General features: G+C 33.5%; 15 protein-coding genes. 13 read left to right on the top strand and 2 right to left on the bottom strand.

Annotated features, from left to right (window positions below; all coding sequences use genetic code 11):
* Window positions 1-295: 295 nt before the first annotated feature.
* The 9 genes from thrS to CBF37_RS05010 all read left to right on the top strand — a co-directional run bounded on the left by thrS (window position 296) and on the right by CBF37_RS05010 (window position 11,016).
* On the top strand, window positions 296-2,239 hold the full coding sequence (gene thrS, locus CBF37_RS05050) for a threonine--tRNA ligase (protein ID WP_125983658.1): 1,944 nt from the start codon (window positions 296-298) through the stop codon (window positions 2,237-2,239).
* A 478-nt stretch (window positions 2,240-2,717) separates the two neighbouring features.
* A complete protein-coding gene (locus CBF37_RS05045; RefSeq protein ID WP_165866640.1) occupies window positions 2,718-3,779 on the top strand; it encodes a MupG family TIM beta-alpha barrel fold protein in 1,062 nt (353 codons plus the stop codon).
* A gap of 5 nt (window positions 3,780-3,784) precedes the next feature.
* Window positions 3,785-4,684 (top strand): N-acetylmuramic acid 6-phosphate etherase, encoded by a 900-nt coding sequence (murQ, locus tag CBF37_RS05040; protein ID WP_206168038.1) that lies wholly within the window; start codon window positions 3,785-3,787, stop codon window positions 4,682-4,684.
* A gap of 1 nt (window position 4,685) precedes the next feature.
* Entirely contained in the window at window positions 4,686-6,119 is a 1,434-nt protein-coding gene (locus CBF37_RS05035; RefSeq protein WP_125983655.1) for a PTS transporter subunit EIIC, read from the top strand.
* Complete coding sequence (locus CBF37_RS05030) at window positions 6,119-6,757, top strand: HAD family hydrolase (RefSeq protein ID WP_165866639.1); 639 nt, start codon at window positions 6,119-6,121, stop codon at window positions 6,755-6,757. Before CBF37_RS05035 ends, CBF37_RS05030 begins: the two co-directional genes overlap by 1 nt.
* A gap of 59 nt (window positions 6,758-6,816) precedes the next feature.
* A complete protein-coding gene (locus CBF37_RS05025) occupies window positions 6,817-7,674 on the top strand; it encodes a MurR/RpiR family transcriptional regulator (protein WP_125983653.1) in 858 nt (285 codons plus the stop codon).
* Window positions 7,675-8,978: 1,304 nt separating this feature from the next.
* Entirely contained in the window at window positions 8,979-10,121 is a 1,143-nt protein-coding gene (locus CBF37_RS05020; RefSeq protein ID WP_125983705.1) for a cysteine desulfurase family protein, read from the top strand.
* A 66-nt stretch (window positions 10,122-10,187) separates the two neighbouring features.
* A complete protein-coding gene (locus CBF37_RS05015) occupies window positions 10,188-10,529 on the top strand; it encodes a cysteine desulfurase (protein ID WP_125983652.1) in 342 nt (113 codons plus the stop codon).
* A gap of 85 nt (window positions 10,530-10,614) precedes the next feature.
* The gene (locus CBF37_RS05010) at window positions 10,615-11,016 is read left to right on the top strand and encodes a phosphate-starvation-inducible PsiE family protein (protein WP_125983651.1); all 402 of its coding nucleotides are present in this window, start codon (window positions 10,615-10,617) and stop codon (window positions 11,014-11,016) included.
* 35 nt (window positions 11,017-11,051) lie between these two features.
* On the opposite strand, the gene CBF37_RS05005 is transcribed toward CBF37_RS05010, so the two are convergent.
* Together CBF37_RS05005 and CBF37_RS05000 are read right to left on the bottom strand one after the other, a co-directional pair.
* The gene (locus CBF37_RS05005; RefSeq protein ID WP_125983650.1) at window positions 11,052-11,624 is read right to left on the bottom strand and encodes a TVP38/TMEM64 family protein; all 573 of its coding nucleotides are present in this window, start codon (window positions 11,622-11,624) and stop codon (window positions 11,052-11,054) included.
* Window positions 11,625-11,686: 62 nt separating this feature from the next.
* Window positions 11,687-12,889 carry an FtsW/RodA/SpoVE family cell cycle protein gene (locus CBF37_RS05000; RefSeq protein ID WP_165866638.1) on the bottom strand — a complete coding sequence of 401 codons (1,203 nt, stop codon included), beginning with the start codon at window positions 12,887-12,889 and terminating at the stop codon, window positions 11,687-11,689.
* Between the two features lie 191 nt (window positions 12,890-13,080).
* On the opposite strand from CBF37_RS05000, the gene CBF37_RS04995 reads away from it, so the two are divergent.
* The 4 genes from CBF37_RS04995 to CBF37_RS04980 all read left to right on the top strand — a co-directional run bounded on the left by CBF37_RS04995 (window position 13,081) and on the right by CBF37_RS04980 (window position 17,799).
* On the top strand, window positions 13,081-14,613 hold the full coding sequence (locus CBF37_RS04995) for an AMP-binding protein (RefSeq protein ID WP_125983648.1): 1,533 nt from the start codon (window positions 13,081-13,083) through the stop codon (window positions 14,611-14,613).
* A gap of 102 nt (window positions 14,614-14,715) precedes the next feature.
* Complete coding sequence (locus CBF37_RS04990; RefSeq protein ID WP_125983647.1) at window positions 14,716-15,678, top strand: asparaginase; 963 nt, start codon at window positions 14,716-14,718, stop codon at window positions 15,676-15,678.
* Window positions 15,679-15,975: 297 nt separating this feature from the next.
* The gene (gene der, locus CBF37_RS04985) at window positions 15,976-17,286 is read left to right on the top strand and encodes a ribosome biogenesis GTPase Der (protein ID WP_125983646.1); all 1,311 of its coding nucleotides are present in this window, start codon (window positions 15,976-15,978) and stop codon (window positions 17,284-17,286) included.
* 237 nt (window positions 17,287-17,523) lie between these two features.
* A complete protein-coding gene (locus CBF37_RS04980; protein ID WP_125983645.1) occupies window positions 17,524-17,799 on the top strand; it encodes an HU family DNA-binding protein in 276 nt (91 codons plus the stop codon).
* Window positions 17,800-17,826 lie beyond the last annotated feature (27 nt).

The following is a 17,826-nucleotide window of genomic DNA, read 5'->3' as shown; positions in this document are numbered from 1 at the left end:
TGATTAAATAATAGCATAGAATAATATATTAAATTTATGAAAAAGACATGATTGATTACAATCAATTTAACAGGGAGAGAAACCTAGATTGAGAGTTTCTTATATTTGACTAATCAGTTACCGCTTTTGAATGTTTAATTGAAATTAAACCGATCGTCACGTTATAACGCAAGAGAAAGTTTGCGAGTTCGCAGGCTTTAAAAATTAGGTGGAACCACGATAAATTCGTCCTAGTAAGTCAATGACTTGCTAGGCTTTTTTTATTGCTTAAAAATATTTTAGGAGGATATGAAACATGTCAGAAATTAAAATTACTTTTCCAGATGGCGCAGTCAAGGAGTTTTCTGCTAATACGACAACAAACGAAATTGCTGCAAGTATCAGCAATAGTCTAGCTAAAAAAGCTTTAGCAGGTAAATTAAATGGTGAATTAATTGATCTAAATCAACCGATTGTCGAAGATGGAAGTTTAGAAATCGTCACACCAGATCATGAAGATGCATTACAAATTTTACGTCACTCATCTGCACATTTAATGGCTAATGCTATGCGTCGCTTATACCCACACATTCATTTTGGTGTCGGTCCAGCAATTGAAAATGGTTTTTACTATGATACTGATAATGGTGAACACCCAATTACTGAAGAAGACCTTCCTAAAATTGAAGAGGAAATGATGAAAATTGTTAAAGAAAATAATCCGATTGTGCGTCGTGAAGTATCACGTGCTGAAGCGTTGGAATTATTTAAAGAAGATCCCTATAAAGTTGAATTAATCAATGAATTACCAGAAGGTGAAGTCATCACAGTTTATGATCAGGGTGATTTTATTGATTTATGCCGCGGTGTTCACGTTCCTTCAACAGGCCGTATTCAAATTTTTAAACTTTTATCTGTTGCAGGTGCATACTGGCGCGGAGATTCAAATAATCACATGATGCAGCGTGTTTATGGAACAGCATTTTTTGATAAAAAAGATTTAAAAAACTATTTGAAAATGCGTGAAGAAGCCAAAGAACGTGATCACCGTAAATTAGGTAAAGAACTTGATTTATTCATGGTCAGCCCAGAGGTTGGGTCAGGCTTGCCTTTCTGGTTGCCAAAAGGTGCGACAATTCGTCGTATTGTGGAGCGTTACATCGTTGATAAGGAAATTAGTTTAGGCTACTTGCACGTTTACACACCGATTATGGCAGACGTTGAATTGTATAAGACTTCTGGACATTGGGATCACTACCATGATGACATGTTCCCGCCAATGGATATGGGTGACGGTGAAATGTTAGTATTACGTCCGATGAACTGTCCGCATCACATGATGGTTTATAAAAATGATATTCACAGTTATCGTGAATTACCGATTCGGATTGCTGAATTAGGTATGATGCACCGTTATGAAAAAAGCGGCGCTTTATCAGGCTTACAACGTGTCCGTGAAATGACATTAAATGATGGTCACACATTTGTTCGCCCTGACCAAATTAAAGATGAATTTAAACGTACTTTAGAATTAATGGTGGCTGTTTATAAAGACTTTAACGTCACAGACTATCGTTTCCGTTTAAGCTATCGCGACCCAAACAATACTAAGAAATACTTTGATAATGACGAAATGTGGGAAAAAGCACAAGTGATGCTGAAAGCTGCAATGGATGAATTAGACTTAGATTACTTTGAAGCTGAAGGTGAAGCAGCCTTTTACGGACCTAAATTAGACGTTCAAGTAAAAACTGCTATGGGACTTGAAGAAACACTTTCAACTATTCAATTAGACTTCTTATTACCAGAACGTTTTGAATTGACTTACGTTGGTGAAGACGGTGAAAATACACATCGTCCAGTTGTTATTCACCGTGGTATTGTCTCAACAATGGAACGCTTTGTTGCTTACTTAACAGAAGTACATAAGGGTGCATTCCCAACTTGGTTGGCACCTGTTCAAGGAACAATTATTCCGGTTAATTTAGATTTACATAGCGATTATGCGTATGAATTGAAAGAAAAGTTGGATGCGAAAGGACTTCGTTTTGAAGTCGATGTTCGTAATGAAAAAATGGGTTACAAGATTCGTGAATCTCAAACTCAAAAAATTCCATATCAAGTTGTCGTCGGTGACAAAGAAATGGAAAGCGGCGAAGTAAATGTCCGCCGTTACGGTAGTAAAGAGACTGAAACAATGGGCATCGACATGTTTGTTGATGCAGTTGTTGCTGATGTTGCTAATTTTAGCCGCCAATAAGACTATAAAAAAAATAGGATAAGAAGTACTAAGATTGAACCCTTTAAATAGACAAATATAAAAACACCTATGCGATTACTTATCTCTGATGGCCAATTGGAGATGTGTAATCGTATTTTTGTTGAATTATCTCTTTATTATAATAATTGAGGTGTTGATGAAATTTTGACAGTTTCAATTGAGCTGTCAAGCTCTAGATGGATATGATGCGAACGTTTCAGATGTTGGGGTGAAATGATTCTAGTCGAGCGTTATCTGCAGATGTCCTTTTTTAAGGTATACTTCTGATCGGATTTTTTCCTCATAGTCCAATATTTAAAGTCGACTTAGTACGCAAGAAAGTTTGAAAATTTCTTCATTTTATTAATTAAATTCCATTGAAATAAATTTCCTATTTTAATTTTTTAATAATAAAACTTGAAATATATTTCAATTATTGTATAATGAAATCGAATTCATTGTTAGGAGGTAGATAATTTTGAACGGGTTTTCTATATTTTTAAGTAGCGATATTGATGTTTCAGTGGAACAGTACATTCATCGTATGAAAAAAAGTGGTTTTTCTGGTGTATTTACGTCTTTACATATACCCGAAGATAACCCTCAATTTTTAAAAAGTCGTTTGAAAAAATTGGGTAATATTACTAAAAAAGAAAATTTAACTCTTATGGCTGATATTTCAAGTACAACTATTGATTTGTTAAACTTAAAAACAATTGAAGATTATCAGTCGTTACAAGAATTAGGTTTAACAGGGTTGCGTATAGATTATGGCATCGCACCAAATTTAATCTCAGAATTATCCCATATTTTTACAGTTGGTTTAAATGCAAGTACGATGACTGAGGCTGACTATAAATATTTATTAGAGAATAATGCTGATTTTGATAATATTGAATATTGGCATAATTACTATCCGAGACCAGAAACAGGCTTAGGCAAGCATGATTTTATAAAAAAAAATACTTGGCTAAAAAGTTTAAATGGAGAAATAGTAGCTTTTGTTGCAGGCGATAATCATAGACGCGGACCATTATATGAAGGGTTACCCACTTTAGAAAAACATCGAAACAATCATCCTTTAGCTAGTTGTCTGGAATTACAAAAAGAGTGTCATGTTGATAAGGTGTACGTTGGTGATTCGGGATTATCAAGTAAGACAATAGAACAATTTGAAGATTATTACTATCATCAGCGAGTTCTTCTAGAAGTAGATTTGTTAACGTCAAGTTACTCTGATTTAGTTTTAGGTTCTCACACGAATCGTTTTGATAGCTCACGTGATGTAATCAGAAGTCAGTCCGCTCGATTTAAAAAGATTCCACATATTCCACAATTAAATAATATTGAGCGTTCGATTGGGTCTGTTACATTAGATAATTATTTATATGGTCGATACCAGGGTGAATTTCAATTAGTTAAAAAGGATTTAACAGCATCACCTAGAGTAAATGTTATGGGTAAAATTTGTTGTACTGATCTTCCATTACTCAGTTTTATTGACTCAGGAGTAAATTATAAATTAATCGAAAGGAAATGATTGAAGTGAATCTGGAAGTATTAGCAACTGAAAAACGTAGTGAAAAAACGATGAATTTAGATAAGATGTCAATAACAGAGATATTAAGAATAATGAATGAAGAGGATGCAAAAGTTCCTGAAATAATTTCAGCGAAATTGGATGTAATTGAAAAAGCCGTTTCAAGTGTAATATCAAGTTTTAATCAGGGTGGCAGATTAATTTATATTGGAGCCGGTACAAGCGGTCGTCTGGGGGTGTTAGACGCTGTTGAATGTGTACCAACATTTGGAACACCTCCGGAACAAGTACAGGGTATAATAGCTGGCGGTGAACAAGCTTTTATTAAGGCCGTTGAAGGTGCAGAAGATTCAGAAGAACTAGCAATAGTTGATTTGAAAAAGATACACTTATCAGATAAGGACACTGTAATTGGTATTGCTGCTAGCGGAAGGACACCTTATGTTATTAGCGCCTTGTCGTTTGCAAACCAGATAGGTGCCAGTACAGTAGCCATCGCTTGCAATCAAAATTCATTGATTGGTAAAGAGGCTGATGTAAAAATTGAAATTGAAGTAGGCCCTGAAGTATTAACTGGTTCTACACGATTAAAAGCCGGAACTGCCCAAAAGCTTGTTCTAAACATGATTTCTACTGCTTCAATGATAGGCATTGGAAAGGTCTATAAAAATTTGATGGTCGATGTTCTCGCCACCAATTTAAAACTTGTAGAACGTTCAAAAAAAATTATCATGGAAGCAACTGATTGTGGATATCATGAGGCTGAGGCTGCGTTATCTGAGGCCGATGGGAGTGTGAAAACCGCAATTATAATGTTGTTGACAGGATTAACAAAAGAAGATGCGATAAGGAAATTGGCAAAAAATAAAGGGTTTGTACGAAATACATTAAATGGAGGAGTCTAAAATGACAGATAAAATTACTGAAATTGCGAATGGCATCTATGAAAATGTTGGTGGCATGGATAACGTAGGAAAAATAGTTCACTGTATGACTCGTGTACGCATGGAAATTAGAGATTATTCAAAAGTTAATATTGATAATTTAAAAAAAGTTAAAGGTGTAATGGGTGTTGTGGAGGATGATACTCTTCAAGTAGTCATTGGTCCTGGGACAGTGAATAAAGTAGCTCAAAAAATGGTTGAAATGGCAGGTGTCAAATTAGGAGACGCAATGCCAGAAACATCTGATAAAAATAATAAGACAAAGGTTGATGAAAAAGCTGCCGCTACGAAAGCAGCAGTTAAGAAAAAAAATCAAAAACCATGGTCAAAGATTTTAAAATCAATTTCTAATATATTTGTTCCACTAATACCAGCTTTTGTTGGGGCAGGTATTATTGGGGGGATAGCTTCAGTTCTCGGGAACATGATGACGGCAGGTCAATTAACTGGCGAACACTGGGCAACGATAATCATGGTTATGAAAATCGTTCAAAATGGTGTGTTCGCGTATCTAAACATCTATGTTGGTATCAATAGTGCAAATGAATTTGGAGCTTCTCCAAGCTTAGGTGGTGTTATAGGTGGAATAATTATGCTTACAGGCGTAACACCTGAAGCGCCTTTACCTAATATTATTACAGGTGGAACTTTGAGCGCCAATCAAGGTGGTATTATAGGTGTTATATTTGCAGTGTTTTTAATGTCATTGATTGAAAAAAAACTTCGTAAAATAACTCCTGAATCAATTGATATCATAGTAACTCCGACATTGACTTTATTAATAATGAGTTTGTTGACGATTTTTCTAATCATGCCTGTGGCTGGAGCAATATCTAGCGGTTTAGTGGGCTTCATCAATTGGATTTTAGATGTCGGCGGTGCTTTTTCAGGCTTCTTACTTGGATCATTATTTTTACCAATGGTTATGTTTGGTTTGCATCAAATTTTAACGCCTATTCATTTAGATATGATTACAAATACAGGTGTGACAGAATTATTACCGATTCTGGCAATGGCCGGAGCAGGACAAGTTGGAGCAGCTGTTGCATTATGGGTCCGCTGTAGAAAAAATGAAACATTGACAGAATTAATCAAAGGAGCTTTGCCAGTTGGTGTATTAGGTATCGGAGAACCTTTAATTTATGGCGTTACCTTACCATTAGGCCGTCCGTTTGTAACTGCTTGTCTTGGCGGTGGTATTGGCGGTGCAGTTATTGGATTATTTGGACATGTTGGAGCAACATCCATAGGACCAAGTGGCGTTGCTTTAATTCCTTTGATTAATAATGGACATATGCTGCAATATGTTATTGGGTTGTTGGCAGGTTATTTAGGTGGTTTTGTGATAACTTACTTTTTCGGTACGACAGAAGCAATGCGTAAAGGACAAATATAGTGAAGAATACTGTGATTTTTGACATTGATGGTGTTATCATTAACTCAGAGTTTATTTACCGTGAACGGCGGGAAACCTTTTTTAAACTGAATGGAGTTAATATAACTGAGAATTTTCAAAACACTCTTGTTGGTTCTAATCCAGAAGCAATGATGGAAAATCTATTTCCCAATGATGAAAAGAAGCAGTCAGACATGCTAACTAAGTATATAAGATTTATTAAAACATATTATATAAATTATAAAAAAATCATCAATCCTGATATTTATCATGTTATTGACCGTTTAAAAAATCAGTATGGTATGAGAATAGCAATTGCTTCAGCTGGTACACTTCAACAAATTATATATATATTGCAAGAATTATCACTTTATGATAGTGTGGATTACTTTATTAGTGGTGAAGAAGTAGCAAAAACGAAACCAGCTCCTGATATTTATCTGGAATTATTAAACAGAATGGATTGTTTAGCTAATGATTGCATCGTAGTTGAGGACTCGGAGTATGGTATAAAATCAGCAAAAACAGCTGGTATAGACTGTCTGGCTTTGCAACAGTCTGATGCTTTAAATATTAATCAAACAGAAGCAGATGAGATTATTTTATCACTTAATGATATTTTTGATTGGTTGAATTAATTTAATAAAAGTATGATATGATGATGTTGAGAGTAATGGTATGTTTGAAGGTGAATTAAATGGACAATCAAAGTATTATTTATAAAATAAGAGAACGAATTGACGAGTTGCCAAAAGCGGAAAAAAAATTAGCAAAATGGATAGTCCGTAATCCAAAAAAAGTTCCGAAGATGACAGTTAAGGAATTATCTGAAGAAAGTTTAACTAGTCCAGCAACTGTTGTTAGGTTATGCTATTCACTGGGATTAGAGGGATTTACAGATTTAAAATTACGAGTTTTAAAAGAAGATAATAAAACATTGGATCAAGCTTTATATACAGATATTGTACCTAATGAAGCTATTTCAATTGTACAGAGAAAGTTAAAGTATACACTGAACAATGCTTTTGAAGAAACTGTTACACTGTTAGACGATAATGAGGTGCAAAAAGCTGTAGATTTATTAGCAAAATCAAAATCAATTTATAGTTATGGTATAGGAGCCTCAGGTTTAGCAGCTGAAGATTTATATCAAAAATTGACTCGTGTAGGTAAATCAATTTTATATTCAAGAGACAACCATTTGTTAACGACTGCAATTGCTAGTAATACACAAAGTAAAGTCCTAGTAGCAATTTCTAATTCCGGAGAAAAGAAGGAAGTTATTGATTTAATAAAAGCAGCTAAAAAGTTTAATGTATGTGTTATATGTGTTACGAGTGAGGTTAAATCAACGGTAGCTAATTTGTCGGATATAATCTTGTTAACAGCAAGTGGTATTGAGGCACCTATTCGGAGCTCAGCAACAAATTCGTTGATGGTTCAATTGTTTGTTATCGATACTTTATTTTCATCGTACGCATCTAAACATTATGAAAGTGTTGTTAATAATCTAAATATATCAAAAAAGGCGATTAGTGATTTTTATAAAGAATAAATTTTAAAACTAATTCTGATATTTTAATAAAACTAATTTTAGCGATTATTTTTTTCAATAATTTATTGAGAAAATAGTCGCTTTTTATATCTTGAAAACTAACTACTAAGTAGATGTCTCTAAAGTATTTTATAGGGTAAATAATAAGATATAGATGACCAAAAGAGTAATATGGTTATACTGAACAAAAAGTAATATAGCCAAAAAAACACACGAGTAAGTAAATTTTTAAGAAATAAATAGTGGTATTTCAATGAATTAGCTTCGTTTAGAGAGAAAAATAAGTTAATTAATTCTTTAAAAGGATAATTGCGTGTATGGCGTAAGTTAAACAAAGAATTACTGATGAAAAATATTTTAAAGAAAACAAATCTGAGATTGCGGCTATTTATTTCTTGTAGGTTATTGCCTGAATGGGAAAAGAGAACAAGCTATCTAACAAAAGGTAAATTAATTTTTTTAGAGTAATAAAGAACTTTAAAAATTTGCACAAAAATCGTTGTTAATTTAATCACTAATATAGGTAGTGAATAATTTGAAAATTATATATTATAGATGTAAAAGGAGTTGAGTACTTTGGATTTTATAAAGCTCATAATTATTAATAGGTGGTATTTGCCTATTTTATCATTAGTATATTATTTTTTGATATACAGAATTTCTAAAGATAATAAATATGTAAATATATTAAGATATTATTCAATAATATTACAAACTCTTTTCTTAATATTTTATTTTTCTACAGCATTTCGTTTAGCAAATATGAGTTATTCAAATTATGATTTTTTTGCATACGGATTAACAGTATGCTACCTATTAGGTTGCCTTCCCTTTATTTTGATAGTTAATCAGAAGTTAAACCAAAATACTTCTAAGATTATAGTAAAAATATTGGTTAATATTTTTATTATTTGTATCGGAATTATCTTGTATTATCCATTTATCCTTTTGACATATGGATTTGCTCCATAAAATAAAATTAAAGAATATAAGCCTTTTTGTTCATTAAATGTTTTCACTATGTTTTTATCTGTTATTTCAAAACAAGTCTTACTTGCCACTTTTTAACATACCAGTGTACATAATCTAGCTGGAATAAAGATTATTAAGATAAATTTTGGATAGTAGAGGTGAAGAATAAACAAGACATCAAGAGAATTGACATTAGTCTTCTTTTAATTATTTTTAAAATCATAAGAAAATAATGTCGGAATACAGACGATAAAATTGTCATATATTAAAAAAAGCGTTAAACTATGTAGAATATATTATGATAATTAAATGGAATGAGAGAGAGTGATGGTATGGGAGCTGTTTATTTAGATCATGCAGCAACAACACCGATGCATCCTGCTGTGATTGACGAGATGACACGAATAATGACAACAATTTATGGGAATCCTTCAAGTATTCATCAGTTTGGGCGTCAAGCTGAATTTGAATTGGTCTTAGCTAGAGATACAGTTGCTGAAGCAATTAATGCTAAGTCAGATGAAATAATATTTAATAGTGGGGGTACAGAGGCTGATAATACAGTTCTTATACAAACAGCCTTAAATCGACAACAAAATGGGAAGCACATAATCACAACATCTATTGAACATAGTGCAGTGGCAAAATCAATGGCTTATTTAGAAGAACATGGATTTCAAGTAACCTATCTTCCGGTTGATAGTACTGGAAAGATATCAATGGAACAAGTTGCGTCAGCACTGCGTGATGATACGATATTAGTTAGTATTATGTATGGAAATAATGAAATTGGCACGATTAATCCAATTAAAGAAATTGGTGAGTTATTGTCTACGCATCAGGCATTGTTTCATACGGATGCTGTCCAAGCATTTGGTACACAATTGATTGATGTGAAAGATCTGCAAGTAGATTACCTGAGTGTTTCAGGACATAAGATTAATGGACCGAAAGGAACAGGTTTTCTGTATATTAAAGAGGGAGCATTTGTGCCGGTCATGCTTTACGGCGGAGATCAAGAAGAAAAGAAGCGTGCGGGAACGGAAAATGTTCTGGGGATTGTTGGTATGGCAAAAGCTGTTACTTTGATAACTGACGAAGCACGAGAACAAAAAAACAAACAATATCGTGAGTTTAAACAAATTATTATGAATAACCTGCTTGATAATTCGATTGATTTTGAGATTAATGGTGATTTAGAAAATTCATTGCCGCATATTTTGAATATATGGCTTAAAGGAATACCTAATAACTTGATCCTGTCAAATCTTGATTTAAAAGGATTTGCTATTTCAACTGGTTCTGCATGCACCGCGGGTAATGTTAAACCTTCGCGTATTATTCAACAAATACGACCGCAAGAACCTGCTGCGGCCGGAGAATCAATTCGAATTAGTTTCGGTTATGGAAATACAGCTGAAGAAGTTGCGACATTCTCGCAAGAATTAGCTGAAATTATTAGTAAATTGCATTAATTGCTTATAGCATTTTTTTAATAATTTTCGTATAATTAATGCAAAATATTAGTGGAGGTAGAAAATATGTCATTTTTAGATAAGGCAACAGTCGAAGGTAGTCAAGAGTTTTATAAAATCAGCACTAATGCACGTCCCTATAGTTTTAAGGATTACGGGTTTAAAGAAACGAGTACCAGAAACTTTCAATTAGTTAGACCGTTGGATTTAAATCCCCAAAATAAGCAAAGTCCAAAACTAAAAATAACGGTTGCACAAGATTTGAAGACGTTAAAAATGTCGATTACGACAGCAAACGGTTTAAAGGCAATGAATATTTTTAAAGGGAATAACCAAGAAGAAAAACAACAGCAATTTGCAAATATTATTGCGGATTTAATTGAACATGGGTGTTTAGAAAAAGCTTAGTCATAAGCTTTTTTTGTTGTTAAGGTTAACAATTTTTAGAAAAACAGGGAGTATTTTTTAAATAAATTTAAAGGAGATAGTTTGATTGCTAGATAAATTTCAAAGCCTACTAACTAAACTAATGGCGTTATTTTTAGGCTTGCTGGCTGTATTGATTATTATCTATATGGCACAAGATCTATGGATGTTAACAAAAATGATTATAATACCGGCGGAACGCGACAGTATTGAAGTTATTTCAGAGCATATTCTTGCTTTTTTTATGTTATTTGAGTTTATTATGATGTTGATTAAATATATTGAAGACTCACATCATATACCGACAAAATATTTGATACTAATCAGCATGACGGCAATTTTACGGCAGTTGTTGGTTGTCCATAATAATGGCTGGCAAACTTTACTTTTAACTGTGAGTATTTTAATATTAACAGGAGTTTTATATATTTTAAAATTAATTCAACTTAAAGGAACATCCGAAGACTAAAAGAACTGCATGTCGTATAGTGGCATGCAGTTCTTTTAAATTATTTTAAAAAAATGAATCATGATAAAACAATGGACTCCGACTGAAATGGGTTTGAGGATGGCGATTGTCCAAAAGTATCGTCTGAACGATAAGTTTGATAGCCCTGCTGCGTAGCAAATCAAATCATCAGGGCCAAATGGCATTAAAAAAACGATGATAATCAGTCGTTGAATATGCTTATTACTCTTTAAAATCAGTTTATCTAATTTTTTTTGATTATTATCAGACAGTATTTTTTGAATAAATGGCCTTCCATATTTTCGAATCAATAAAAAAACTATACTCTCACCGATAACAAGTCCGAAGCAAACATAAAATAAACCAAGAATATTGCCAAACATTATAATTCCAAAAACATCACTTAATCCGCCTGGAATGATTGGAATTATCGGTTGGATGGTTTGAAGTAAAATAAATACAACCACACCGAATGGACCAAAACTTTTAATGAATTGTCGAAAGACTTTTGGATCTTGAAAAACATGATGTTTAAAAGCGTAGATGAAAAATAGAATAGTAAAAATTGTTCCGATTAATAGTAATAAATTCATTATTCGTTTAGTCATAATAACAGAAAACCTCCAACGATTAATTAGCGTTAATTATATTATGACACAAAGTAAGAAGATTAAAAGCTGTTTTCTAATTGTAATGTGTGAGTGCTTCTCATTTGTTTATTTAGGGCTTTTTTCTTTTCATCCGCACTGATATTTAAGATGAGCCCAATCATGATGGATAAGGTCAAAAGATTTGACCCGCCGTAACTCATAAAAGGAAAAGGGACACCAGTTAGAGGAATAAAACCTAAAATTCCGCCTAAATTAACAAATACTTGAATTAACAAAGCAGCACTAATACCGATACAGATTAGTGAATTAAATGTTGAGGTTGCCTTCATGCCAATGGCGATAATCCGCAAAATCAGAAAAAGGAGTAATGCTAGAATCAGAATTGCTGCAACAACACCTAATTCTTCTGTAATGATAGAAAAAATAAAGTCTGTTTCAGCAACAGGTAAGAACCCTTTTTTTTGTATACTCTGACCTAAACCTTTGCCAAACCAACCACCATTATAGATAGCAAAATAAGAATTGACTAACTGATATCCATTATCCAGTTGGTAGTCAAAAGGATTTTTAACGACTGAAAAACGATCATAAATGTAGTGATATTTTTGAGGCAGTAATAGTCCTCCTTGAAATAAAATTAGTTGTGTCATAATAAAGCTGAAGAAAAACATGATGCCAAAACCGCCAATCATATACGGATACGGAATACCGCTGGCAAAGAGAATAACTAGAAAAATTAATGTTAAAATAGCAGCACCACCGACGTTAGGTTGAGTAAAGACCAGCAGAATTAAGCTAGAAACAATGAGAGTCGGTCCTAAAATAGTATCCTTAAAATGCCCTTGAATAGTTTTCTCACGTTTAGAAAAAATAAATGACGAATAGAGGATAACAGTCAGCATAATAAACTCCGAAGGTTGTAAGCTGATAGGACCGATTTGTATCCATCGTTGTGCTCCTCCTGTTACAGTCCCTAATCCTAAAATGGTTGTAGCAATAAGTAGCATAAAAGAGCATGTCATGATAATTTTTTGAAAGCGAACAGATGTATAAAGAGAGTTTTTTGATTTATAGATAATAGTAATTATGGCCAAGGATATCAAGAAAAACATCAATTGTTTTAGACCATTTGCTGAAGAGCGCTTTCCTAATTGATCTAAATTATAGGAACTCGCACTTAAAATCATAATAATTCCGATACTGCTTAAAATAAAATATGGGATCAATATTTTAAAATCGATAAATTTAATTTTTTTTAACAAATTTATAAACCTCCAAAGAAATACACATAATTTAGTTACTATAATTATCATACAAAAAAACTTCGTTAAATATATGAAAAAAATATAATTTAAAATTTTTTTAATTTTTATTATCATTTAACTGTATAATAATTTATTATGCGATATTATAGTGGTTATTGTTAATAAAAACACAAATATGGAGGACTTTTATGAGGGACGAATTAACTTATCAAACGCTTAATTTATACAGTAATTATAAAGAGGCATCTGAACAGTATCCAAATAAAGAAATAATTTTAGATGAAAAGATGTCATCGTTTCCTGAGTTACCCCTAGAAACAACTTATAGTGAAACACATGACAATATTTTAAAGAGAGCTTACCAGCTCGCAGAATTAGGCATTCAAAAAAATGATAAGGTAATTTTATATAAAAGTCCTAAATTCGATACATATTTATTAGCTGTCGCAGTTTCGTTTTTAGGTGCAATTCCTGTTATGGTATCTTATCATTTACCCAGTAAGACTATTGAAGTTTTCGTTGATCGTCTTAAACAACCGTTTATTATCTATGATGATGAAACCGCCGAAAGAGTAAAGCAAGTTTTTAATAGTACAACAGATCATAAGTTGAGTGTTGATAAAATACTTGAGCAGAATTATACGATTGTGTCACAGCAGTATTTATCAGTAGATGAGATAGCTTATATGACACACACTTCTGGAACAACAGGAATACCAAAATTAATTTGTCATTCTCAACAATCAATGGGCTGGCGGACAAAATGGCAGAAAACAATTTTATCAATGATGAAAGAACGCGGCTTAGCGGGTTTTCATATTTCACCTGTCCACTCAAGATTCAATATCGGGGTATCCTCATTAATGACTATGGGATTTCCGCTGATGCCGATTGCTAAATCAGATAAAGAAACTGTTAGTCGCATGCTGACAAAATACCAACCGATAGCCTTGGAAACACATCCAAATAATTTTGTGCAGTGGTCATCACTAGCTCAAAAACAACCGGATGTATTTGCTTCAATCAGCTACTACCACTCAACCTTTGATGCGATTAATAACGAAACAATGGCACGTTTTTTAAGGGCATCTGAAAAAAATCAGCCAATTTTTCTACAAGTTTATGGTCAAAGCGAGTGCGGTCCAATGGTTTTAAAAAGTCATACACTGCAGTCACTAAGACAGTCAAATGCTCGTGATATGGGTGTTGGTTTAATGGGATTAACGGAAGCAAGAATTGTTGATGCGGTAGGAAATATTCTTCCTGTCGGAACTAATGGGAATATTCATTTCCTTTCAAAAGGCAGAGCATTAACTTATTATGGTGAAGATGAAAGATTTCAAGAAAATGTGTTTGGTTCTTGGTGGGATAGCGGTGATTACGGCTGTATGGATAAAAATAGACATTTATACTTGAAAGATCGACAAGTTGATTTGATACATAAAATTGATAGTAACTTGGCTATTGAAGATGTATTGCTTGATAATTTACCATTTTTAGAGGAAGTTGTCATAGTTAGAGATAGTGAAGGCCACCCACAACCGATTGCTGCCGTAATACCTGGATTAGAAATGGATTGGGATGCTTGGTGGATGGTAGTTGAAGACTTGCCTCATCTAAACGAACCGATCATAAAAGCATTTGATGAAATTCCTCATACAGCAACAATGAAAGTGCAACGTCTACAAATTGAACGTGAGTTGAACGATAGAACATTTTAAATATATTTAAGCTTATGAAGGTTGAAGCCTCTGGGGGTATTTAACTGTTCTTATTTTTCAGTTATAATTGAGAGAGAATCGAAAATAGCGAGGCGAGCAATTGTGAAAAAAGTTTTAGTTTTACACACAGGTGGCACAATATCGATGGTTCAAGAAGATTCGGGTGTAACGCTGACCAAACATCACCCTTTATCTGAATCAGTTAATATTATTCCCGACGATATCAGTATTCATACGGAGGAAATTTTTAATTTACCCTCACCGCATATAACTCCTAAAGAAATGCTTTTCTTAAAGGAACGAATTCAAAAAGGTGCTGCTGAAGGATATGATGGCGTTGTTATTACACATGGAACGGATACGTTGGAAGAAACTGCTTATTTTTTAGATTTAACAGTAAATGAACGGATGGGTATTGTTCTGACTGGTGCTATGCGTTCAAGTAATGAAATCGGATCAGATGGATTATATAATTATATGCAAGCAATTATTACTGCGGCTGATGCTAAGTCTAAAGAACAGTGTGTATTAGTTGTCATGAATGATGAGATTCATGCGGCTCGATTTGTGACGAAAACTCATACAACTAGTGTCGATACGTTTAGAACACCTACTTTTGGTCCGATAGGTATTCTTTCAAAGCATGAAGTTTATTTTATTAAAGAAGTTGTTGAACATGGAATTTTAGATATTAACCGAGTTGATGGGAAGGTTGTGTTATTGAAGGCCTACGCAGGCATGGATACCTGTTTGTTTGATATGGTCATTGATTCAAATGTTGATGGGCTTGTTATTGAAGCACTTGGTGCAGGCAATTTACCACCTTTTGTATTACCGAAATTAAAAGAAATTATTGATAAAAAAATTCCTATTGCATTAGTATCACGCTGTTCGAATGGTATTGCACAAGACATATATGATTATCCTGGTGGCGGTGTTCAACTAAAACAGATGGGAGTCAACTTTGTCAAAGGATTATCTGGACCTAAGGCACGCTTAAGATTGCTAGTGGGTTTAAATGCAGGTCTAAAGGGTTCAGCACTAAATGACTTTTTAACTATTTAAGTTACTCCTTTGTGAAAATATATGTTTTTATTGTGACATGTTACTTATTAAAACAATTGGTTCCCCACTGATAGGAGTAGAATATTTCCTATGATGCTGCATATTTAAGAACAAAAAAAGTGCTTGTTTCTAATGTGTGTTACTTAATTAATTTAAATTTCTTTCCTTATCTAAAAATAAATGTGTATCTTTAAATCAAACCAGTCTTTTCGCATACTTTTACTTGCAACAATGGAAAGCATACTATAAACTACATAAGGGCAGACACAGCAGTCAAAAATTTGGGAGGTGGATAAAATGACAAAACCAACATTAGCAATAGTCGGACGACCAAATGTAGGAAAATCGACTTTATTCAATCGTATTGCTGGAGAAAGAATTTCAATAGTTGAAGATGAACCAGGTGTCACTCGTGATCGTATCTATGCTCATGGTGATTGGTTAGGCCATGAATTCAGTATTATTGATACTGGTGGTATTGAAATGAGCGATCAACCCTTTATGCATCAAATTAAACATCAAGCTGAAATAGCGATTGAAGAAGCAGATGTCATTTTATTAATTGTAAGTGGGCGAGAAGGTATTACGGATGCTGATGAATATGTTTCTCGTTTATTGTATAAAAGTAATAAACCGGTTATTTTGACCGTAAATAAAGTTGATAATCCTGAAATGCGAAGTGATATATATGAATTTTATTCTTTAGGTTTAGGCGATCCATTCCCGGTTTCTGGAACTCATGGGATTGGTTTAGGTGATGTTCTAGATGAAGCATGTAAATATTTCACAGATGAACCCGTTGACGACGACGATGACATAATTCGATTTAGTTTAATTGGACGACCAAATGTAGGAAAATCATCCTTAATAAATGCTATGCTTGGCGAAAACCGGGTTATTGTTTCTGATATTGCTGGAACAACACGAGATGCAATCGATACATCGTTTACATCAGGAAGTGGACAAGAATTTTTAATGATTGATACGGCAGGTATGCGCAAGAAGGGTAAAGTTTACGAGAATACTGAAAAGTATAGTGCCATGCGTTCAATGCGTGCAATTGACCGTTCAGATGTGGTCTTGGTTGTTTTAAATGCAGAAGAGGGAATTAGAGAGTATGATAAGCGGATTGCCGGTTTTGCACACGAAGCTGGTAAAGGGATTATTATTGTCGTAAACAAGTGGGATACACTTGATAAAGATAACCATACAATGAAAGAATTTGAAGAAGATATCCGCTCTGAGTTTCGTTATTTAGATTACGCACCGATTGTCTACGTATCTGCTAAAACGAAACAGAGACTTCATCTTTTACCGGAAATGATTGAAATGGTAAGTCAAAATCAAACCTTACGGATTCCGTCTTCTGTTTTGAATGATGTAATTATGGATGCAGTGGCCATTAATCCTACACCAACGGATAAAGGAAAACGTTTGAAGATTTTCTATGCAACTCAAGTGGCGGTAAAGCCACCAACCTTTGTTATTTTTGTTAATGAAGAAGAGTTAATGCACTTTTCATATGCACGTTTTTTAGAGAATCAAATTCGTCGTGCATTTGAGTTTGAGGGCACTCCAATTCGGATAATAGCAAGACGTCGAAAATAAAAACGTGCATTTTACCATAGTTAAAATGAAAATTCAATTGAGTTTAAAATATATCAAAAAATAAGCGTGAAAACTTGTAAAGTCCTTGATATCACTTGTTTCATGTGGTATCTTGGTTACAGAAATATTGAAAGGCAATATTTCCAATTATCATTTTTGGACCACTCAAAAATGATCGCCTATAAAAATGATGTTCAATGGGTACATCAATTTCCTTTTGAGGAGGTGAAACTAGACATGGCTAACAAAGCAGAATTAATCGAAAAAGTTGCTGAAGCAACTGGTTTAACTAAGAAAGATGCCACTGCATCTGTTGATGCAGTATTTACTTCTATTCAAGACTTCTTAGCAGAAGGAGAAAAAGTTCAATTAATCGGTTTTGGTAACTTTGAAGTTCGCGAACGCGCTGCCCGTAAAGGTCGCAACCCGCAAACAGGAGAAGAAATCCAAATCGCAGCTAGCAAAGTACCTGCATTTAAACCAGGTAAAGCATTAAAAGATGCTGTAAAATAATTGAATTTTGATGTAATCATATAGTAA

It is taken from the genome of Vagococcus vulneris (assembly GCF_003950515.1).
Classification (GTDB): Bacteria; Bacillota; Bacilli; order Lactobacillales; family Vagococcaceae; genus Vagococcus; species Vagococcus vulneris.
The sequence above is the reverse complement of the archived record's forward strand: the minus strand, read 5'-3'. Positions and strand labels throughout refer to the sequence as shown.